The organism is Cystobacter fuscus DSM 2262 (assembly GCF_000335475.2).
GTDB classification, from domain to species: Bacteria; Myxococcota; Myxococcia; order Myxococcales; family Myxococcaceae; genus Cystobacter; species Cystobacter fuscus.
Map to the genome: position 1 here is coordinate 95,806 of NZ_ANAH02000013.1, position 21,074 is coordinate 116,879.

The 21,074-nt window shown below is 69.2% G+C and carries 18 protein-coding genes; 4 read left to right on the plus strand and 14 right to left on the minus strand.

The genetic code is table 11. From position 1 onward, the window contains the following. Positions 1-83 precede the first annotated feature (83 nt). Positions 84-1,388: a PQQ-dependent sugar dehydrogenase gene (locus tag D187_RS22970; RefSeq protein ID WP_002625739.1), complete on the plus strand. Its 1,305-nt coding sequence runs from the start codon at positions 84-86 to the stop codon at positions 1,386-1,388. Positions 1,389-1,397: 9 nt separating this feature from the next. On the opposite strand, the gene D187_RS22975 is transcribed toward D187_RS22970, so the two are convergent. Next, a complete protein-coding gene (locus tag D187_RS22975; RefSeq protein ID WP_002625737.1) occupies positions 1,398-2,171 on the minus strand; it encodes an SDR family oxidoreductase in 774 nt (257 codons plus the stop codon). Between the two features lie 126 nt (positions 2,172-2,297). Here D187_RS22975 and D187_RS22980 point away from each other — a divergent pair, with 126 nt between their 5' ends. Both D187_RS22980 and D187_RS22985 read left to right on the plus strand, forming a co-directional pair. Beyond that, entirely contained in the window at positions 2,298-2,741 is a 444-nt protein-coding gene (locus D187_RS22980; RefSeq protein ID WP_002625735.1) for a winged helix-turn-helix transcriptional regulator, read from the plus strand. A 73-nt stretch (positions 2,742-2,814) separates the two neighbouring features. Further along, positions 2,815-3,705: an EamA family transporter gene (locus tag D187_RS22985; protein ID WP_002625733.1), complete on the plus strand. Its 891-nt coding sequence runs from the start codon at positions 2,815-2,817 to the stop codon at positions 3,703-3,705. A 36-nt stretch (positions 3,706-3,741) separates the two neighbouring features. Here D187_RS22985 and D187_RS22990 read toward each other — a convergent pair whose 3' ends face one another. Together D187_RS22990 and D187_RS22995 are read right to left on the minus strand one after the other, a co-directional pair. Next, on the minus strand, positions 3,742-5,058 hold the full coding sequence (locus tag D187_RS22990) for a PQQ-dependent sugar dehydrogenase (RefSeq protein WP_002625731.1): 1,317 nt from the start codon (positions 5,056-5,058) through the stop codon (positions 3,742-3,744). 127 nt (positions 5,059-5,185) lie between these two features. Continuing rightward, complete coding sequence (locus tag D187_RS22995) at positions 5,186-5,968, minus strand: hypothetical protein (RefSeq protein WP_002625729.1); 783 nt, start codon at positions 5,966-5,968, stop codon at positions 5,186-5,188. 104 nt (positions 5,969-6,072) lie between these two features. Between D187_RS22995 and D187_RS23000 the strand changes: the two genes are divergently transcribed. Next, positions 6,073-6,795: a hypothetical protein gene (locus tag D187_RS23000; RefSeq protein ID WP_155893524.1), complete on the plus strand. Its 723-nt coding sequence runs from the start codon at positions 6,073-6,075 to the stop codon at positions 6,793-6,795. An 18-nt stretch (positions 6,796-6,813) separates the two neighbouring features. Here the strand turns inward: D187_RS23000 and D187_RS23005 are convergent, their stop codons facing one another. The 11 genes from D187_RS23005 to D187_RS23055 all read right to left on the minus strand — a co-directional run bounded on the left by D187_RS23005 (position 6,814) and on the right by D187_RS23055 (position 21,047). Continuing rightward, the gene (locus D187_RS23005; RefSeq protein ID WP_155893525.1) at positions 6,814-8,073 is read right to left on the minus strand and encodes a hypothetical protein; all 1,260 of its coding nucleotides are present in this window, start codon (positions 8,071-8,073) and stop codon (positions 6,814-6,816) included. A gap of 61 nt (positions 8,074-8,134) precedes the next feature. Further along, positions 8,135-8,620 carry a hypothetical protein gene (locus D187_RS23010; RefSeq protein ID WP_002625723.1) on the minus strand — a complete coding sequence of 162 codons (486 nt, stop codon included), beginning with the start codon at positions 8,618-8,620 and terminating at the stop codon, positions 8,135-8,137. 50 nt (positions 8,621-8,670) lie between these two features. Continuing rightward, positions 8,671-9,528, minus strand: coding sequence for a dioxygenase family protein (locus D187_RS23015; protein WP_155893538.1), 858 nt, complete (start codon positions 9,526-9,528; stop codon positions 8,671-8,673). Positions 9,529-9,642: 114 nt separating this feature from the next. After that, positions 9,643-10,614, minus strand: coding sequence for a UDP-glucose 4-epimerase GalE (gene galE, locus D187_RS23020; RefSeq protein WP_043431253.1), 972 nt, complete (start codon positions 10,612-10,614; stop codon positions 9,643-9,645). Then, entirely contained in the window at positions 10,541-12,892 is a 2,352-nt protein-coding gene (locus D187_RS23025; protein ID WP_002625717.1) for a family 1 glycosylhydrolase, read from the minus strand. Before D187_RS23025 ends, galE begins: the two co-directional genes overlap by 74 nt. Further along, positions 12,889-14,022 carry a UDP-galactopyranose mutase gene (glf, locus tag D187_RS23030; RefSeq protein ID WP_002625715.1) on the minus strand — a complete coding sequence of 378 codons (1,134 nt, stop codon included), beginning with the start codon at positions 14,020-14,022 and terminating at the stop codon, positions 12,889-12,891. The genes D187_RS23025 and glf overlap by 4 nt, the downstream gene beginning before the upstream one ends. Before the next feature lie 20 nt (positions 14,023-14,042). Continuing rightward, positions 14,043-15,242 carry a glycosyltransferase family 1 protein gene (locus D187_RS23035; protein WP_002625713.1) on the minus strand — a complete coding sequence of 400 codons (1,200 nt, stop codon included), beginning with the start codon at positions 15,240-15,242 and terminating at the stop codon, positions 14,043-14,045. 123 nt (positions 15,243-15,365) lie between these two features. Further along, entirely contained in the window at positions 15,366-16,496 is a 1,131-nt protein-coding gene (galK, locus tag D187_RS23040) for a galactokinase (protein ID WP_002625711.1), read from the minus strand. A 19-nt stretch (positions 16,497-16,515) separates the two neighbouring features. Then, complete coding sequence (locus D187_RS23045) at positions 16,516-18,252, minus strand: glycoside hydrolase family 2 protein (protein WP_002625709.1); 1,737 nt, start codon at positions 18,250-18,252, stop codon at positions 16,516-16,518. A 341-nt stretch (positions 18,253-18,593) separates the two neighbouring features. After that, positions 18,594-20,120, minus strand: a complete 1,527-nt coding sequence (locus D187_RS23050) for a tannase/feruloyl esterase family alpha/beta hydrolase (protein ID WP_002625705.1) — start codon at positions 20,118-20,120, stop codon at positions 18,594-18,596. Positions 20,121-20,246: 126 nt separating this feature from the next. Continuing rightward, the gene (locus D187_RS23055) at positions 20,247-21,047 is read right to left on the minus strand and encodes a hypothetical protein (protein ID WP_043431254.1); all 801 of its coding nucleotides are present in this window, start codon (positions 21,045-21,047) and stop codon (positions 20,247-20,249) included. Between the last annotated feature and the right edge of the window lie 27 nt (positions 21,048-21,074).

The window sequence follows — 21,074 nt, forward strand, 5'->3', positions numbered from 1 at the left end:
TCGCGTGTCATGGTGTTCCACCCCGCCGCGGCGACACATCCTTGTCCTGCTTCGCCATCTCTCGAGCCCCGTGGAGAGGCCCCATGCGCACCTTCGTGAAGACCGTCGTCCTGGCCGTCCTGTTGCCTGGTTTGGGGCAGGTGGCCCATGGCCAGGGTTCCCGCCAGCCCTCGGACCAGAGCGGGAATCTGGCTCCTGACCGCGCGGGAGACAGCCAGCAGTCGATGCCATGGCAGGGGCCCATTCCCAAGGGCGCCCCGGTCGAGACGGCGCCTCCCAACGTGCCCGAGTTCAAACCGGCCTACTCCGGTCAGACGCGCGCTCCCGCCGTCCAGACGAAGACGGCCTTCCAGGTCACCACGATTGCCTCGGGCTTCAGGAATCCCTGGGCCATCGCCTTCCTGCCCGACGGGCGCATGCTGGTGACCGAGAAGCCCACTGGCGCCCTCTACATCGTCACGCCCGAGGGCGAGAAGTCCCCCGCGGTCTCGGGTCTGCCGCCCGTGGATGGCCGCAACCAGGGGGGTCTGCTCGACGTGGAGGTCAGTCCCGACCACGCCCAGAGCGGCCTCATCTACTGGACCTATTACGAGCCGCGCGAGGGCGGCAACGGCCTGGCGGTGGCGCGCGCGAAGCTCGTGGACGGGGAGAAGCCGTGCGTGGAGAACGTGCAGATCATCTTCCGCATGATGCCCACGCTCGAGTCGACCCTGCACGCGGGGGGCCGGCTCGTGTTCACCCCCGACGGCAAGCTGTTCGTCACGTTGGGTGAACGCTCCGTCCTCGAGGGCCGGAAGCAGGCGCGCGACGTGAAGAGCCACTTCGGCAAGGTGGTCCGCATCAACCCCGACGGCACGGTGCCCCAGGACAACCCGTACCTGAGCAACCCGGAGGCCAGGCCGGAGCTCTGGTCGGTGGGGCACCGCAACATCCTGTCGGCGGCGCTCGACAGCCAGAAGCGGCTGTGGATCGTGGAGATGGGGCCGCGCGGAGGCGACGAACTCAACCGCCCCGAGGCGGGCAAGGACTATGGCTGGCCCACCATCGGCTATGGCGAGGAGTACTCCGGCGAGCCCATCCACCAGCGCACCCAGGCCCCGGGCATGGAGCAGCCCGTGTACTACTGGGATCCGGTGATTTCGCCCTCGGGGATGACCATCTACTCCGGGGACCTCTTCCCCGAGTGGCGCGACAACATCTTCATCGGAGGACTGTCCAGCGAGGCGTTGGTGCGGCTCGTCATGAAGGACGACCGCGTGGTGGGAGAGGAGCGGCTGCTCACGGACTTGAACGCGCGCATCCGCGAGGTGGTGCAGGGCCCCGAGGGAGCGCTCTACCTGCTCACCGACGCCACCGACGGCAAGCTGCTCAAGCTCACGCCGCGCTGAGCGGGTGGCTCACGTGCGGTAGATGGGCGCGCCCATCGGTGAGCCCGTGGTGCCTCCATCGACGAAGAACTCGGCGGCCTGGATGTTCGACGCATCATCCGAGGCGAGGAACAATACGGTCTTCGCCACCTCGTCGGCCTCGCCCATGCGCCCGAGTGGAATACCCCGGGCGAGGCGCTTCTCCATCGCGGCGTAGGCGTCGGGGGTAGACGCCTGCGCGGACCAGATGGGTGTATGGGACGCACCGGGCGACACCACGTTGACCCGGATGCCACGTGGAGACAGCTCCGAGGCCAGCACGCGCGCCATGGACCGCACCCCCGCCTTGCTCGCCGCGTAGGCCGCGTACCCGGGCGCTCCCAACACGCTGTGCACGGAGCCATTGAGAATCACCGACGCGCCCTTGTTCAGGTGGGGGGCCGCCGCCTGGACGGTGAAGAACACCGACGTGAGGTTCACCCTCAGCACCTCCTCGAAGGCCGCCAGGGACGTCTTGCCCAGCGGCGTGTTTCCCCCGATACCCGCGTTGGCGAACACGATATCCAGTGCGCCGAAGCGCTCGGCCGCCCGGGCCACCGCCCGCTCCGTCGCCGCCACGTCCTTCACGTCCGCCTGGAGGGCGAGCACGTCCGGGCCCAGCTCCCTCGCCGCGGCGTCGAGCGTCTCCCGGTTGCGCCCGGTGATGGCGACCCGAGCCCCCTCGGCCAGGAACAACCGCGCCGTGGCCAGACCGATGCCGCTGTTTCCACCCGTGATGAACGCCACCTTGTTCTCGAGTCGCATCCGCGCCTCCCGTGTTCTGGTTTCATCATGAAACCACCGTGGCTTTATTACGGAGGGTGGTTTTATTATGCAACCACAAAGCGCGGACGACGCATGGCGCGGGAAGGACATGAGGAGGACGAGAGGGTGAAGCGCACGAGCCTTGAATCAGCGCGGTGTCCCATCGCGAGATCGTTGGACGTCATTGGGGACTGGTGGTCCCTGCTCATCATCCGCGACGCGGTGCTGGGCAAGCGTCGCTTCGGTGAGTTCCAGAAGAGCCTGGGCCTGGCGAAGAACATCCTGGCGGTGCGCCTGCGCACGCTGGTGGGCCACGGCATCCTGGAGATGGCGCCCGCGTCGGATGGCAGTGCCTATCAGGAGTACGTCTTGACGGAGAAGGGGCGCGGCTTGTTTCACGTCCTCGTGGCGCTCCGGCAGTGGGGCGACACGTACTGCTTCGAGCCCGGAGCGTCCCCCTCGGAGTTGGTGGACCGGGAGCGCGGCCGGCCCGTGCGGATGTTGGAACTGCGCTCGGAGGATGGGCGGCTCCTGGGGCCGGACAACACCGAGGTGCGTCGGCTCGACTGAACTCCTCCCCGAGGGCCCGTGGGGCCGAATCGAGCCGTGAGCGGAGCTTCGGCCGTGTGATAGGGGGCGGGTCATGCACGAGGCACCCGCTGGCCGTTCTGGTTGGACCCTGCCCCCGATTCCGGCGGTGTTGCTCGCCGTCGTGAGTGTCCAGGGGGGCGCGGCGCTCGCGAAGGGCTTGTTTCCGGTGCTCGGCGCGGCGGGGACCGCGGGGCTGCGCGTCGTGTTGGCCACGCTCATCCTGCTCGTGGTCTTCCGTCCCCCCTTCACGCGCTTGACCCGGGCCCAGTGGGGCGCGGCCATTCCGTATGGCCTGGTGCTCGGCACGATGAACCTCAGCTTCTACCTGGCCTTGAGCCGCATTCCCCTGGGGCTGGGCGTCACGCTGGAGTTCATCGGTCCGCTCGTGCTCGCGGTCGCCGGGTCGCGGCGGGCCCTGGACTTCCTGTGGGTGGTGCTCGCCGCGCTCGGCATCGTCCTCATCACGCCCTGGAGCGCCAGGCCGGGAGCGCTGGATCTGGTGGGCGTGCTGCTCGCGCTCTTCGCGGGGGCGTGCTGGGCGGCGTACATCGTGCTGGGCGGGCGGCTGTCCCGGGTGCTGCCCGGGGGGGCGGGGGTCGCGGTGGGGATGGTGTTCTCGAGCCTCGCGATCCTGCCCTTCGCCCTCGCGTCCGGCGTGGTGGCGAAGCTGAATCCAATGCTGCTCGCGGCGGGCCTGGGGGTGGCGCTGTTGTCGGGCGCGCTGCCCTACACGTTGGAGCTGATGGCCTTGCGTGTCCTGCCGAGCCGCACCTTCGGCATCCTGATGAGCATGGAGCCCGCGGTGGCGACCCTCATGGGGCTCGTGTTCCTGAGCGAGCACCTCTCCCTGGTGCAGTGGCTCGCGGTGCTCCTGGTGAGCACCGCCTCCGCGGGGGCCACGCTCACGGCGCGCCGCGCTCCTCCGCCGCCCGTCGAGGCTTGAGCGGCTCGGGCGCGCCGTGAACGGTGACGTGGGACGTCAGCGCGGCGTGAGCTTGAGCAGCTTGCCGTCGGTGGCGTCGGTGAGCAGGTAGAGCGCTCCCTCCGGGCCTTGCACCACCTCGCGGATGCGCGCGTTCAAGTCCGTGACCAGCCGCTCCTCGCCCACCACGAGGTCATTCCTCAGCATGAGCCGCACCAGCGCCTTGCTGGCCAGGCCGCCGATGAAGACGTTGTTCTTCCACTCGGGGAAGAGGTCCCCGGTGTAGATGGTCATCCCCGAGGGGGCGATCACCGGATCCCAGTAGTACACGGGCTGCTCCATGCCCGGAGCCTGGGTGCGCTGGTGGATGGGCGCGCCCGAATACTCCTCACCGTAGCCGATGGTGGGCCAGCCGTAGTCCTTGCCGGCCTCGGGACGGTTGAGCTCGTCACCCCCTTGCGGCCCCATCTCCACGATCCACAGCCGCTTCTGGCCGTCGAGCGCCGCCGACAGGATGTTGCGGTGGCCCACCGACCAGAGCTCCGGCTTGGCCTCCGGGTTGCTCAAGTACGGGTTGTCCTGGGGCACCGAGCCATCGGGGTTGATGCGGACCACCTTGCCGAAGTGGCTCTTCACGTCTTGCGCCTGCTTCCGGCCCTCGAGGATGGAGCGCTCACCCAGGGTGACGAACAGCTTGTTGTCGGGGGTGAACACGAGCCGTCCGCCCGCGTGCAGGGTCGACTCGAGCGTGGGCATCATGCGGAAGATGACCTGCACGTTCTCCACGCTTGGCTTCTCCCCGTCCACGAGCTTCGCGCGCGCCACCGCCAGGCCATTGCCGCCCTGGCGCGGCTCGTAATAGGTCCAGTAGATGAGGCCGCTCTGGGCGTAGTCGGGACCGACCTCCACGTCGAGCAGACCGCCCTGGTTGCGGGCATCCACGGCCGGCAGACCCGAGACGGCGGGGGACTTCTCGCCCTCGGGCGTGACGATGTAGAGGGCGCCGGGCTTCTCCGTCACCAGCATGCGCTTGTCGGGCAGGAAGGCGATGGCCCAGGGGTTCTTGAAGCCCGAGGCAATCGTGGTGACCTGGACGGCCGTCTTCGACTTGACCTCCGGGGCGCGCGTCTGCTGGGGGAAGGCCGGTTTGAACTCGGGCACGTTGGGGGAACCCGTCGGGACCGGGGGTCCGCTGGGAAGGGGTTCCTCGGGCGGGAGGCCCGCGTCGGTGGTGCCCGCGTCGGTGGGCTCCTGCCCCGCGTCGGTGGGCTCCTGGGGCGTGACGCCCGCGTCATCAGGGGTTTTGTCGGGGGGCTGGTTGCCGCAGCCCGCCAGAAGGGCGGCGATGATGAAGGTCATCGACAAGGTTCGCATGTGACTCTCTCCACGACGGTGATGGGTCAGCACAGGAGCGGTGAACGATGCGGGTTCAGCGTCCATGCGGGGGCATGATCGTATGCCTCCTTGCTGATCAAATAACCATGGGTGACACGTTTCGCCATCAAGCCACCTGGCGGGCGCGCTCCAGGAGGAAGTTCACGAGGGCGGGCCAGGATTCGCGCAGCTTGTCGGTCGAGGCCTCGCCGAACACGGTGATGGGGTCCACGTAGCGGTGCTCGCCGGAGAGCTTCTCCACGCTCCAGGAGAGGAGGGCGTCGCGCAGCCCGCGCAGGGGGCCGCCGAGCACGTGGGTCGCGGGCCCCTCGAGCAGCGCGCGGGTCTGGGCCCAGTCCTCGCGCCGGCAGGCGATGACGGCCTGGGTGACGACGAGGAGGGGATCCTCGGCGTCCAGGGCCCTGGCCTCCGCGAGCCGCTTCTCCGCGACGCCCAGGGCGCCCTGGAGCGCGGAGATCAGGGCGAGCCGCACGGGGATGTGCTTGCGGATGGAGGCGGGCAGCTCCTTGATGTCCTGGGCGGTGGTGAAGTCCCGCTCGGCCGCGTCCAGGTGCCACAGCCCGAGGTGGCACACGCCGACGTTGAAGGGGATGACGCCCTGTCCCTGGTTCTTGAGCAGGGGACGCGCGAGCTCGAACTTCTCGAGCGCGGCGGCGATGCGCCCGCGGGAGAGGAGATCACTGCCCTCCGCGTTCAAGCGCCATCCCTTCTGGACCCGATTGCCGAGGAAGAGGCCGACCCCGATGGCGCCTGCCACCAGGAGGGCCACGGGAATCCAGCCCGACAGATCCGGGAGCGGCTCGCCGGGTTGCCGGAAGAAGGCATAGAAGGCGACGTACAGCACGATGAGCAGCACCCACAGCGCGATGGTCCGCATCCAGCTTGGCATCGGCCCTCCGTAGCATGGGGGGCGCGGGGCCAGCAGCGTCTCTCTTCCGGGATGGATGGGCGGTTTGACGGGCCCGTGCCGGGGGCGAATACGATGCGCGCCTCATGAGATTCCACGGGGTGGCCCTGATGGGCCTGCTGTTGCTGGGCAGTGGCTGCATGGAGCAGGTACGCGCGAGCAGCCGCTCCAAGCTGACGGAGAAACAATCCAAGGTCGTCCTCGCGGGGACCGCGGACGATGCGGCGCGCCGGCTCACGGAGCTGTTCTCGCGGCGGAAGTTCCTGCTGGCGGATCGCCAGGTGCGCAAGGACGGAGCGTCCCTCTACCTCTTCAAGGGCCAGCGCTCGGAGCTCACGAGCGTGTCGGGTTACGGTTACGGTTACGGTCTGTCCGGTGACACGTACACGGTGGGGTCCGCGTTCTTCGCCCGGCTGACGCCCCAGACGGACGGCACCACGCAGGTGGAGCTGTTCGGCAAACCCACGCTCGATGGTCACGTGGTGTGCGGCGAGCAGGACCCGGCCTGGGTGCCTCGCTGCGAGCAGGAGGTCCTCGCCGGCGGCACGTGGAATGGCCTCGAGCTGATGACGGGTCGCGAGGAGGCGGAGACCATCCGCGGCCTGTTGGTGGAGATGGAGCTGGAGAACTCCGGCGGGCCCGGCTCCCGGGTGGTCACGGCCGGGTCCGACGAGCCGGCGAAGCCCTCCTGTGTCGCCTCGGAGCTGCCCGAGTGGCGGACGAGCAATGCCCTCGAGAAGAAGCGGCTGCTCGAGAAGTGCCGCGCGCCGGACTCGGAGGAGGGCCCCCGGGTGGGAGAGTCCCGGTAGCCCACCGGGTGGCACGTCTTATGGCGTGCTGGCTTCAGGTGCGCGGAAGGCGCGCATGAGCGCCACTTCGTCGCGTACGGCGGATTCGAACATCTCTGTTCGTAGCGAGGGCAGGGGCCAGAGGTGGGGATCCGCTGCTTGCCAGGCCGTATAGATGGCTTGTCCCTCGGCCCTCCACTCCGTGGCCTGCCGCAGGCGCTCCTCGTCTCCCAGCGCGGTGGCCGCCTTCTTCATGAGATTCAGCCCCACGAGCCGCTCGAGGATGGAGGACTCGTCGGAGAGGCGCGAGCCGACGCGCCACATGGCCTCGCCCAGGCGCTGGCGCTCGGCGGGAGTGAGCGTGTCCCACGAGACCTCGGCGCGTGTTTGGAGCAGCCAGGGCGCGGTGCCGGCCAGCGCGAGGACGGAGACCGTGTACGCATGGTTGTCCGCGGGGGACACGCCGATGGCCTCGAATTGACGCAGGGTGGATTGGTAGAGCGAGTGGAAATCGCTCTGGCGCCAGTCGGGCAACTGGGAGAGAGCCTCGAGTTCTTGAATCTCTCGGGCCGTGAGGGGTGCCTTGTCGCTGGTCCCCTCCAGCAGGAGCAGGGCGCGCAGTTGCATGGACTCCGGATGCTCGGCGGAGAGCGTGGCGAGGCGGGTACGCAGGGCGGCTCGGAGCTGGTCGCGCAGCGGCGCGGGCAGACGGTCGCTCTTGATGTCCTCGGCGATGGGGTTGAGCAGCTCGAGGGTGGTGAGCTTGGGGAGGTAGGCGATGAGGGCCCGGGCCTGCTCGGCATCAACGGGTTGCATGGCGAGCGCGAGCAGGAAGCGCTGTTCGGCCGAAAGTTCCTGCTTCCAGATCTTCTCGAGGCTGGAAGTCGCGGTGAACAGATCTGGCTCCTGCTGCTTCTCCGGCAGGAGCGGGGAGTCCCTGAAGTCGGGCCGGCCGATGCCATTCCAGGCCTGGAGGTAGGCCTCACGCCAGCCCAGGGAAGGCCGGGTGCGCCGGAGCGCGAGGAGAGACTCCAGCAGGCGCGGCTCGGGGCTCTCGGGAAGGGTCTGGCGCAAGGTGAGGATGTGGCCCGCCGCGCCGTCCAGGTCTCCGGCCTCGAGGGCAGCACAGGCGCGGGTGAGGAGTTCGGAGGGCGAGGGGGTCTGGGCGAAGACCCTGGCCGGAGCGGGGGCCGCCGCCGCTTCGAGGCACCAGGGCCCCAGGGTGAGGGCGAGCAGGGCGGGGCCCAGCTGGCAGGCCTGGAGCCAGGAGCGGTGGCGGAACGATCGGACGGGTGTCATGGGCCCGATCATAGCCGGGCCCGTGCTCCCGCGAATCCCGGCCTCCGAGTCGGTCAACACTTCACCTGGCGACGATCGGTGCCTCCGCCTGGAACAGGACCTGGTCGCGCGGGATGCCGAGTGTGTCGAGCCTGGCCTGGGCGGACTCGAGGGCCTCCACCTCGACGAGGCCCACCCGGAGGTAGCCTGTCGTCTCGTCGAAATCGAGCGTCCCGACGCCCGGCACGCCCAGGACGTTCCGGGCGGCCTCCTTCATCTGCTCGGAGGCACTTCCGCGGGGGGCGCGCACCCGCACGGAGATGTGGGCGGCGTCCTCCTGGAAGATGTCTCGCAGCCGGGCCTCCGCGCTCTCTCGCTGCTCGGGATCGAGCAGCGAGACGACCCATGCACCGTCCTCGCGCGTGACGCCGCCGAAGGCGGGGACTTCCTTCGTCACGCGGATGAACTGCCGGGTGAGCGCACTCTGCTCCTGCTCATTCCCGGGTTCGGGGGCGTTGCAGCCAAAGGAAAGAAGGACACACAGCAGCAGGGTGGCTCGGTTCGACATGCGGGTTCCCCCCAGGGAGATAGGTGTTCGGTCCCGCAGTATAGAAGGTCCTACGGGAAGCCGGGCGGGAAGGTGCTGGCGTCGTTGGGATCGACGCCGGAGTTGATCAGATCCTTCATGGTCTGGCTGTTGGCCTCGCACAGGGGAGTGCCGGTCGACGAGCGGACGATGAGGGTCTTCCAGGCCAGCAGCGCGCCATCCGTCATCTTCCGGGTCTGGAGGGTGAAATCGCCGAGCTGGCCCTGGTCGACGATGTTGTCGGCCGTGTTGCGCGTGTCTCGCTCACCGCGCGTGTTGTAGATCGCCTGGGTGTTGAGGATGTCGTCGTTGAGCGAGTCCTCGAAGTAGAGCTGGGACGTCACGGACGCGGTGTCGCCGATGCGGATGATGAAGTGGATGTGGATGGCCCGGCCCGAGTACCAGCCCGGGAAGCAGGTATCGAAGTCCACCCGGCCGTCGGCATCCGTCGTCTGCACGCCGCGGAACCACCGCCCGGCGCGGGCCTCGGCGCTGTCGGGATTGCAGAACGGGTGCTGGTCCTCGCCCGAGTAGACGCCCGCCGGTCCGGCATGCCAGATGTCCACGGTCGCGCCCGGGATGGGCTTGCAGGACTCATCCAACACGCGCAGCGCGAGGCGCACGGGCAAGCCCTTCTGCCCCTCGCTGATGTCCTTGCGCACCAACGTGGCGCCGTAGCAGGGGCCCTGGATCTGCTCGCACGTGAGCTTGCACACCGCGCTTGAATCCGAGGCGAACGGGTTGGGATAGGAACTGGCGCCCGTCATCGCGGCGGTGCCCTCGGTCGCCCAGGCGGTTTCCGTCGCCCCGCCACCGCAGGCCAGGAGCTGGCCGAGGGGAACGGCCATCATCGTCAAGCCGAGGCCCTCGAGGACCTGCCGACGCGTCATGTTCTTGGTCATGTTCGAGGAAGTAGCCCGTTCCCCCAACGGGCCACTAGCCCTCGCGCGAGCAACGCTGTGTTCCCAGACGGGAACGCCCTCGCCTTGCCCGGGGCGCGTGCGTCAGCGTTTGTTCTGCATGAAGCGCCAGGCGGACTCCACGATGGCGTCGAGCTTCTGGTGCGCGGGGCGCCAGCCGAGCTCGCGCATGATGCGCGCCGAGCTGGCGATGAGCACCGCGGGATCCCCGGGCCGCCGCGGCCCCTTGCGCACGGGAATGTCCCGTCCGGTGACGCGGCGGGCGCAGTCGATGACCTGCTTCACGCTGTAGCCCTCCCCGCCGCAGCCCAGGTTGTAGATGGCGCTCTCGTGTCCCTCCGCCAGCGCGTGCAGGGCGCGCACGTGCGCCTGCGCCAGGTCCACCACGTGGATGTAGTCGCGCACGCAGGTGCCATCCGGGGTGGGGTAGTCGTCACCGAAGACGGTGACCTCGGGGAGCTGCCCCACCGCCGCCTGGAGCACGAGCGGGATGAGGTGCGTCTCGGGCGAGTGGCGCTCGCCACAACGCTCCGTGGCGCCAGCCGCGTTGAAGTAGCGCAGGCTCACGTAGCGCAGCCCATAGGCCCCGTCGTACCAGCGCAGGGCGCGCTCGAAGGCGAGCTTCGTCTCGCCGTAGGGGTTGGTGGGCTGGGTGGGATCGCTCTCCTCGATGGGCTGCTTGGCCGGCTCGCCATAGACCGCGGCGGTGGAGGAGAAGACGAGGTACTTCACCTCCGCCTCGCGCATGGCGTCCAGCAGGCTGAGCCCCCCGAGGACGTTGTTGCGGTAGTACTTCGCCGGGGCCTTCACCGACTCGCCCACCAGCGAATCGGCCGCCATGTGCACCACCGCTTCCACCTTGTGTTGGATGAGCGTGCCGCGCAGCAGCTCGGTGTCGAGCAGATCGCCCTTCACGAAGCTGGCGCCCTCCACCACCGCCTCCCGGTGGCCCTTGTAGAGGCTGTCGTAGACGACGACCTCGTCACCCCCCCGCAGCAACTCCTCCGTCACCACGCTCCCGATGTAGCCGGCACCGCCCGTCACCATGACTTTCATCGACTGACCCTCCACAGACCGCACAGGCCGACCGGCCCCCTCCGGCTGGCCTTCGCGCGGGCTTGATTTCGTCGTCCATGAGGTAGCGCTCCAGGGCCTGGGTGAGGGGTGGCATGAGCTGGGCGCGCTCGCTCGCCAGGGCACTGTAGCGCGGCCGGGGTGCCACCCACCCGAAGGATTCCAGGGGACGGGCCTCCACCCGGCTCGGATTCAGCCCGGCCACGCGGGCCGCCTGCGTGGCGAGCTCCGCCCACGTCACCTCGCCCGCGTTGGTGAGGTGCCAGACGCCGCTGGCCTCGTCGAGCAGCAGATCCAGGCAGGTGTGTACGAGGTCCGGCACATACGTGGGCGAGACGACCACGTCATCCACCGCCGCGAACCGCTCTCCGCGCGCGAGCGTCCCGAGCGCGAGGGTGACGAAGTTGTAGGTGTCCCAGGGGCCGAAGAAGGCTCCCGTGCGCACCACCAGCGCGTCGGGCATCCGCTCCAGCACCCGGCGCTCGGCCTCCGCCTTGCTGCGGCCATACTGGTTGAGCGGTTGGACCTTGTTGCTCTCCAGGTAGGCCGAGCGCTGCTCTCCGCCGAAGACGAGGTCCGAGGAGAAGGTGACCAGCCGCACGTCGCGCGCGCGGCAGGCGGCGGCGAGGATCTCCGGGCCGAGCGCGTTCTCCCGGAAGCACCGCTCGGCGTCCTCCTCGGCGTCATCCACGCGCACGTAGCCCGCGGCGTTGATGATGGCCCAGGGCCGGTGTCGCTCGATCGCGCTCTCCACCGACTGGGGTGAGGCGATGTCCATCTCCTGGCGCGAGAGCAGACGGAAGGCGATGCCCCGGGTCGTGCACAGCCGGGCGAAGGCCCGCCCCAGCGTTCCCGTCGCCCCCGAGATGAGGACGGGCCGGGGCTGCTCGGCGCCCGCGTGCCGGGGCGGCACATACGTCTTGTAGGGCGCCGGGCCGTCCCCGTGGAGACTCGCGGCGAAGTTGGGCTCGGCCCGCTCGTCGCGCCGCCACCAGCCGGGCGAGGCGAGCACCGGGTGCTCGTAGTGCCCGCGTCTGGCCAGGCCGTGCGTCATCCAGGCCAGCGCGGTGGGGCGCGGTTGGGACGCGCGCATGTCGAAGACGCCCGGCTCGTAGAAGCCGCGGTCGGCTGTCACCAGGGTGTTCCAGTCGTAGGCGCCCAGGAGGCTCCACACGGTGAGGGCACGCACGTCCACGCCCTCCGCGCGCAGCGAGCACACGGCGTCCCACGCCTCACCCAGCCAGCGCAGCTGATCCTCCCGGGTGCAGCCCAGGTGCACCTCGGTGAAGGCCACGGGCAGCTTGTAGCGCTCCCACGCCCAGGCAAGCACGTCCCGGTGTCCGGAGATGGCGTCCTTCCACACCCCGGCCACGTGCACGTCCGCGTAGCGGTCGCGCTCGTTGCCGCCGTGCGACCACTCCGGGTAGTGCTCCATCCGCTCGTCGAGCAGCCGGTCGCTGGTGATGTAGTAGTTCATGCCCACCACGTCCGGAGGCATGGGGTTGTCGAGGAACCATGACAGCTCCGCCTCGGAGCAACCCCAGTCCAGCAGGTGGGACCAGAGCGGGTGCTGGCGATCGACGCGCCCGCAGAGCAGGTCCAGGCTCAGCCAGCGCCGGTGGTTCTCGAACTCCGCCTGGTAGGCGAGGTGCGGCGTGCTGTAGGTGCGCCCCATGTCCTCCGTCTGGATGAGGCGGGCCCGGGGATTCACCTCGCGGATGGCGCGCATCGCCTCCACGATGGCGCGGCACTGCACCATCAGCGTGCGCGCGAAGGTGGGGTGGTCCTTGCCGTGTGGATACCAGTGGCCGTACAGCCCGCTGAAGCGCCCGGTGGTCAGCGGCTCGTTCACCGGGGTGTAGTCCTCCACCCACGGGTAGCGCTCCGCCACGGCCCGCGCGTACCGCGCGAGCTCGAGGGGGAAGGCCGGGTCCACCAGGCTGGTGTGCCTCGGCCCGCTGCCGTGGTGCACGAGCCCCACGATGGGCCGCACGCCCAACTGCCTCAGGCGCGCGAGCCGCGCGTCCGGCCACGTCCAGTCCGCCCGGTGGGGGCCGTTGGGCGCCACGTGCTCCCACAGCACCGGGTAGCGCAGCGCCTGGATGCCCAGCGAGGCGATGAGCTCCAGGTCCTCGCTGCGCTCCCAGTGGCCGCTTCTGCGCATCTGATCGAAGTACCGGTCCCCCACCCGGTTGACCGTGCTCTCGATGCCTCCCCAGAGCTCGGGGAGGCCCGCGGGTCTCGCGGAGGTGTCGCTCACGCGTGCCCCTCCACCTGCATGTCGAGCAGCTCCCGGCGGCGCATGCCCATGATCTTCGTGCACAGGGTGAGCGCCTGCGCCACCACCTGATCCATGTTGTAGTACTTGTACGTGGCCAGCCGGCCCACGAAGAGCACTCCCGGCGTGTCCTTCGCGAGCTGCTCGTACTTGCGGTACAGCTCGGCGTTCTCCGGACGGGGCACCGGGTAGTACGGATCTCCCTCGGCGGTGGGGTACTCGTAGACGACGCTCGTCTTCGGGTGCTCCTGGCCGGTGAGGTACTTGAACTCGGTGCAGCGCGTGTACGGGTACTCGTTGGGGAAGTTCACCACCGGCGCTTGCTGGAAGCGGGCCGTGCTGTGCGTCTCGTGGCGGAAGTTGAGCGAGCGGTAGGGCAGCTTGCCGAAGCAGAAGTCGAAGTACTCGTCCACCGGGCCGGTGAAGATCATCTCCCGGTAGGGGATGATGTCCTTCACCTCGTGGTAGTCGGTGTTGAGCATCACCTTGATGTTGGGATGATCCAGCATCCGCTCGAACATCCGCGTGTACCCGTGCAGCGGCATGACCTGGTACTTGTCGCTGAAGTAGCGGTCATCGCGGTTGGAGCGCACCGGGATGCGGGCGATGACCGTGGAGTCCAGCTCGCTCGGATCCAGGCCCCACTGCTTGCGCGTGTAGTTGCGGAAGAACTTCTCGTACAGCTCCTTGCCCACCTTGCTGATGATGACGTCCTCGGAGGTGCGGATGGTGTCGCGCTTCTCCGCGAGCGTCTTGAGGAACTCCTCCACCTGGAAGGCCGTGAGGTTGAGCCCGAAGTACTGGTTGATGGTGGTGAGGTTGATGGGGATGGGCATCAACTGTCCATCCACGCTCGCCAGCACCCGGTGCTGGTAGGGCCGCCACTGGGTGAAGCGGCTGAGGTAGTCGAAGACGTCCTGCGAGTTGGTGTGGAAGATGTGGGGGCCGTACTTGTGCACGAGCACCCCGTCATCGTCGTAGTGATCGTAGGCGTTGCCGCCGATGTGCGGCCGCTTCTCCACGATGAGGACCTTCTTGCCATGGACACTCGCGAGCCGTTCGGCCATCACGCTTCCCGCGAACCCCGCCCCCACCACCATGTAGTCGAACATGTCGTTGACCTCACTGCTCGTCAGGTTGTCTGTTCGCTCAACGCTTCCAGTCGAACCGGGATCTCCTCGCGCCACTGCTGGGTGGCCGCGTCGAGCAGGGCCTTCATCCGGGACCAGGTGCTGTCCCAGGACATCGTCGCCAGGTGCGCGTCCACCCGGGGCAGCCACGTGGCGCGCTGCTCGGTCAGGGCCTCCTGGCAGGCGCGCACGAAGTCCTCGGGCGTGTCCGCGATGCGCACCAGTCCCATCTCCCCGTAGGGGCGCACCACGTCGCGGATGGACGTGGACACCACTGGCTTGCCCGCCGCGAGGTACTCGGGCGTCTTGGTGGGCGAGATGAAGCGCGTGGACTCGTTGCGCGCGAAGGGCAACAGCGCCACGTCCCAACCGGCCAGATACGTGGGCAGCTCCTTGTAGTTCTTGCCGCCCAGGAAATGCAGGTTGGGCCGGCGCGGCAGGGTGGCCGGGTCGATCTTCACCACCGGGCCGATGATGACGAGCTGCCAGTCGGGGCGGGCGTCGGCCACGGCCGCGAGCAGCTCCAGGTCCATGCGCTCGTCCACCACGCCGAAGAAGCCGAGCCGCGGATGGGGAATGGACGCCTGGTCCGCCGGCTCCTGGACGTTGCCGCGCGCGGTGGCGAAGTGCGGCACGTCCACGCTGCTGGGGAAGGCGTGCACGTTCGGGTGCCGGTCCCGCTTGGCCTCGTAGAGGCTCTGGCCGCCGGTGAAGACCACGTCCGCGCGCATGAGCAGCTCGGCCTCGCGGTGCAGCAGCGCGGGAGGCGCGCCCCGGAAGGCGGACAGCTCGTCCATGCAGTCGTAGATCACGGCCACCGGCTCGAGGTGGCGCGAGAACGCCATGGCCATCGGCGTGTAGTACCAGCTCACGTAGTGCTTCACGGCGTGGCGCGTGAGCAGCTCGTCCAGCAAGAGCTGCTGCATGGCCATGGCCCGTTGCTCGTCGAGTCCCTCGGGCAGGTGTGGCACGGCCACCCAGACACCCTCGGGCGAGCGGGTGACGTGGAGCTGGGGCTCCTGGCTGTCGTGGAGGGGCTCCTCGAAGAAGAACACCCGGCGCTCACGCGCGAAGCGGCTGAGCAGGTGTTGCGGCCGTTGGAAGACGAAGTTCCAGCGCAGGTGCGACAGGCACACGAGAGCCGGCAGTTGTTGGCTGCCGACCACGCTGTCCATCCCATCTGTGTTCCACTTGAACGTCATTCGCCCCTCCCCGCACCAATCACCAGTCGGTTCATGCGGGAGACAGTGGGCACTCCACTTCGGCACACCTACTGTCCATGAGAACGAGGGGCGTTCGCCCTCTTGCCTGGCGTTTTTCGCGGATCAGCGACCGGACGAGGCCTCCGGGACGAGCACGGTCGCTTGGTGTTTGGATTGCTTCGCGTACTGGGTGGCGATGCGGGCCGCTGCGTCAGCTCCCGTGCCCGTGCGCGCCAGCATCACCACCGAGCCGCCGAAGCCACCCCCCGTCAGCCGGGCCCCGAGCACGTCGGGCTCGGCGCGGGCGAGATCCACCAACAGGTCGATCTCCGGCACGGAGACCTCGTAGTCGTCGCGCTGCGAGGCATGGGAGGCGTACAGCAGGGGTCCCAGCGAGGCCAGGTCTCCTTCCCGCAGGGCCCGCACGGTCTGAAGCACGCGCGCGTTCTCGGTGAGCACGTGGCGCACGCGCCGGCCGAGGGGCTCGGGCAGGGCGAGGGCGCGGGGCAGCTCCGCGTCGGGCAGGTCGCGCAGTTGCTCCACGCCGAGCAGCTTCGCGGCGCGCTCGCACTCGGCGCGGCGCACCCGGTAGTCGCCGCCCGAGTGGCTGTGCGTCACGCCCGAGTTGATGACGATGGGCTCCACCTGAGTGGGCAGTGGCACGCGCTCGTACTTCAGGCTCCGGGTGTCGAGGAAGAGCGCCGCGCCCGTGTCCGCGAGGCTGGAGGCCATCTGATCCATCACCCCCACGGGGGCGCCGACGAAGTCGCATTCCACCTTCTGTCCCAGCAGGGCGAGCTGGACGTCGTCCAGTCGCAGGCCGAAGGCCTCGCGCAGCCCGCGCAGCAGCGCCACCTCGAGGGCGGCGCTCGAGGACAGGCCACTGCCCACGGGGACGTCCGAGCGCAGCCACAGATCGAAGCCCCCGGGGACGTGGCCCTCCGCGCGCAGCACGTGGGTGACGCCCTGCACGTAGTCGAGCCAGCCCCGGCCACGCTTCTCCTGTCCGAGCTCGTACGCGTCCACCTGGCCCTGGGCGCCGAGGTTGGCGCTGAAGGCGCGCACCGTGTGGCCCTCGCGCGGGGCCAGGTGCACCTCGGTGTGCTGGGGGATGGCCATGGGCAGCACGAAGCCGCCGTTGTAGTCGGTGTGCTCGCCAATGAGGTTCACCCGGCCGGGGGCGCGGACCTGGACCTTGGGCGGCCGGCCGAAGAGGGACTCGAAGCGGGGGGCATCAGCCTGGGGGGTTTTCATCGCCGTTCCTCTCGTGGGCTCAGGCTCCGGCGGGCTCGCCCGGCTCGGTGGTGGGGCGGGGGCGCCCGGACGGGGCGGGGGGCATGGGGATGTCGCTCGAGAAGCGCGGGCCCCGCGTGGCGGCGGCGATCCGCTCCAGGGGGAACTTGGGCGTGCGGTCCGAGTAGAGCAGCCCGTTGGCCTCCTGGTAGGTGTCGGCGAATTGCGTGTAGCAGAAGCCCGCGAAGAGGTTGAGCGAGCGCACCACGCCGAGCAGCGCGGTGTAGCGCTGCTCGAGCTCCTCGGGCCCCCGGCACTGGGTGTAGCCCCACTCGCGCTGGTCACCCCGCGCCATCGAGATGCCGCCGAACTCGGAGAGCACGAGCGGATGGTCCGCGTGCGGATGGTCGTTGAGGAGGATCACCCGTCCGCCGGGACGCTCGCGCCGGAACAGGTGCGGACGCACCTCGTGCGAGTGGTAGCGCTGGGCGATCTGCTCCGGATCGGAGTCATAGTCGTGGATGCCGATGATGTCGGTGGCCACGCTCTCCCAGCCGTCGTTGCCGATGACGGGGCGGGTGGAGTCCAGGGTGCGGGTGAGGTGGAAGAGCGCCTGGACGTAGTGCCGCTCGGCGACGTTGTCCGGCAGGTTGGGCACGCCCCAGGACTCGTTGAGCGGCACCCACGCCACGATGCACGGGTGGCTGTAGTCGCGCGCGAGCACCTCGAGCCACTCGCGCGTGACGCGCTCGACGGACTGGCGGGTGAAGCGGTAGGCGCTGGGCATCTCCCCCCAGACGATGAGCCCCAGCCGGTCCGCCCAGTAGAGGTAGCGCGGATCCTCGATCTTCTGGTGCTTGCGCACGCCATTGAAGCCCATGGCCCGGGCGAGCTCCACGTCGCGCCGCAGCGCCGCGTCGTCCGGAGCGGTGATGCCCGTGCCGTCCCAGTAGCCTTGATCGAGCACCAGCCGCATGGGGTAGGGCCGCCCGTTGAGCACGAAGCGGTCCCCCTGCACGGACATGGCGCGCAGGGCCGTGTAGCTGTCCACCGCGTCGATGAGCTGGCCGTGGGCACCGCGCAGCTCGAGACGGGCGTCGATGAGCGTGGGCGAGGTGGGGCTCCACAGCAGCTCGTTGCGGAAGTCGTCGATGCCGGGGTCGGACAGGGCGATGCGGCGGTACACCTCGCCGAGCACCACGGTGTACGAGTCCCGGGCGAGCAGGGTGTCCCCCACGCTCAGCTTCACGTCCAGCCGCAGCCCATGGGGGCGTGTGCCCTCGATGTGCACCTCGAGTCCCAGCTCCCAGCGGGCGAGGTTGGGCGTCCAGCGCAGGCCTTCGATGCGGGTGGTAGGGACGCGCTCGAGCCACACCGTCTGCCAGATGCCGGTGGTGCGCGGGTACCAGATGGAGTGGGGCTCGAGCTGCCAGTCCTGCTTGCCCCGGGGCTTGGCGAGGTCGGCCGGATCATCCTCCGCGCGCACGACGATCTCCTGGGGGCCGTCGCGGTGGAGCAGATCGGTGATGTCGACCTTGAAGGGCGTATAGCCGCCCTCGTGGTGCGCGCAGCGCGAACCGTTGATCCAGACGGTGGCCGCGTGGTCCACCGCGCCGAAGTGCAGCACCAGCCGCTCCTGGGCGCCGAGCGTGGGGGGCTCGAAAGAACGGCGGTACCAGCAGGCGCGGTAGAAGCCGGTGTCGCCCACGCCGCTGCGCTCGGTCTCCGGTGCGAAGGGCACGCGGATGCGCGCGTTCCAGCTCACCTCCGAGGACACGGTCCAGCGCCCGAGTGGATCGATCGCGAAGTCCCAGGTGCCATTGAGGGGGCACCATGCCGCGCGCCTCAGTTGAGGGCGGGGATGGCCCCGGAGGGGAGTGGCCCCTTCCTCCGCCGTTCCCGCCCATGGCTCGGGAGGGGGGGTGGCCTCCGGTACAATGGCCCCCGGTCCAGGGGCGGTGGTCGCGGTACGCGTCGAGTCCTGGCTACCCATGCGGCAAGGGTAGGCACCTCGTGTTGACGGGGAGTCACTCCGCGCTCCCGCCCGGTCGCGAAGCAACCCGGCGGGAGCGGGGCCTCCTCAGGAGGAGAGCGGAGGAGCGAGCGCGGGCTCCTCTTCTAGGGCGTGGCGCACGTGAAGCTCGCCGCGGAGGCGGGGTCTCCCTCTCCTTTGTAGCGGGGATAGAGGGGGTACTTGCACAGGGGTCGGGCGAGGAGCTGTGCACCGTTCTGGCGGTTCACCTTCGTCGCCACGAGGTTCGCGCTGGAGGGCGCGATGCCCTTCTCCACCCAGTTCTCCAGCGCGGGGAGCAGGTTCACGGTGTCCGCGCCAGCGCCGCCCTCGCAGTGGTTGACGCCGGGGGCGGGGAAGTACTCGACGAAGGAGTCCGCCGCGGCCTGTCCGCCGGAGGCCTGGACGACCCGCTGGTAGTAGGCGGCCGTGCCGTTCAGGGAGATGGCCGCGTCGGTGCCACCGTGCCAGAGGATGAGCTTGCCGCCCCGGGCGCGGAAGCGCTCGAGGTTGGCGTTGTTGGCGGACACCTGCGCGGAGACCTCGGCGATGCGCGACAGCCACGCCTGGGGATCGAAGGCCAGGGGGTCGTAGTTGGGGTCCCGGGTGATGAAGTAGCGGACGATTTCGCGTCCGAAGATGCCGCCGGCCGAGAGGGAGGCGTTGCCCTCGCCCGTCATCCACGGGGCCCACCCTCCGGGGTCCGCCTCGCCGCCAGCGGGCCAGCCCTCGTTGCTGACGGCGCCGTTGAGCCGCATGGGGGAATAGAGGGTGCGGGCCGAGGCGACCTGCTCCGCCGTCAGACAGGTGTCCTGGTCCGCGCCGGTGCATTGGAGGGTGCCGGGGTCGAACTGGCAGGTGGCCGGGTGGGAGATGATGCCGTCGGCGAGGCCGTCCTTGTCGTCACAGGCGTCGAGCACGGCCTTGCCCAGGGTGGCGAGCTTGGCGGTGGAGAGGTTGGCGCCGGGCTTCGAGAACTGCTGGAAGTTCCGGTTGAAGGCGATCATCAGCTCCACGAAGTTGTAGGCGGGGGCGCGGGCGATGATGCCGTCGAAGTCGTCGGGCCAGCGCTGGGCCTGGATGAGGGCCTCGCGGCCACCGTTGGAGCAGCCCTCGAAGTAGGTCTTCTCGGAGTTCCTGCCGTAGCGCTCGCGGATGATGTCCTTGGCGAAGGGCAGCACCCGGTGGATGGAGCGGTCGGCGAAGTCCGCGAGCTTCTCGGAGTCCAGGGCGAAGGCGCCGTCGAAGACCTCGCCGGTGTGACCGCCGTTGGAGGCGATGGCGGCGTAGCCCTGCGCCGTATAGACATCCGTCGGGGCAATCACGCCGTCGAAGCCACCGCCCCCGGAGTAGAGCGTCTTCCCGTTCCAGTCGGTGGGCAGGCGCACCTCGAACTGGAGATCGGCGGGGAGTTTGCCGGTGACCTTGCAGTACTCGGGCAGGGTGCTGGAGGCGGCGACGAGCGTGGCCTCGGTGATGCTGGCGCCCTCGAAGGTCTTCTCGCCGAGGCGATCACAGCGCTGCTGGGCCGTTTGCTCGGGGGGCGTCGGCGGCGGGGTGGTGCAGCCGCCGAGCAACAGCGTCATCGCCACCATTGGTGCCGCCCCCTGCTTCATCTTGTTTCGTCCGCTCATGGTGTCTCCCTGGGATCGTGGTCCGCCCGTATAAGAGCACCGCTGAGGCCAAGGTCGTGCGTGAAGGGCTCGTTCCGCGCCGGAATGGTCAACAGAAACCTCGACCCGCGGAGATGCGCGGAGGGTTCAGCCCTCCTTGAGCCGGTTCATGACCCAGTCCACGAGTTCGTCTTCGCTCTTGCCCGCCAGCGGGATCGCCGCGAGCGCTTGGCCAGTCACCTGACCCTTGGGGAACGTCTTCAGATTACCGGGGGCGTTGTAGCTCTCGGCGTCTGAATGGCTGCCGACGCCAGTGGCGAGGATGAGGTGACGACTCTCGGAGTTGGGGCTGTGCAGCATCTTCCGGATGGAGCCCCGGAGGTCGTCCGCCCATTGCGCCTGAGCCGGCGCGTCCATGCCTCTGAGAAAATGATCGCGCTGCAGGGGCGCCGCGAGCGAGTAAGCCGCGTTCCGGGCATCGGTAGCGTTTTCTCCAGAGCGGATTCCAAGTTTTTGATCTTGGATCTTCCAGAGATCGTCCAGCGAGAGCTGGTGCGTGGAGGGCGGAGAGGAGGTCCGCGGCACGCTCAGTCTTTCCAGGCGCGCCGCCAGGTTTTCGTATCCCTGCGTTGGCGAGGAGGGCGCGGAATTCCTCGGGGACGACGAGGTTGAGTAGACATTGCTCCGCGTGGGCGTGTGCGGGGTCGACGCGTTCAGGGCCGTCAGTCGCGCGAACAGTTGGGCCTCGCTCGGCTGGGAAGTGAAGGCGTCGCGTGGCGGGCTCTCCGTGCTCGTGGTGGGCACGCTGGGCAGGTTCAAGAGCGCGGAGAGGTCAGGCGCAGCGGGGACGTTCTGCGCAGCCTGTTGCGTCGGGGAGTTGCTGCGCGGGGAGTTCGCGGGACTGGTGGTGCGGAGATGGGGGGAGCCGGAGATGCGATCGCTTGGCATGGCGGAGTCCTGGGCAGCAGGGGTTTT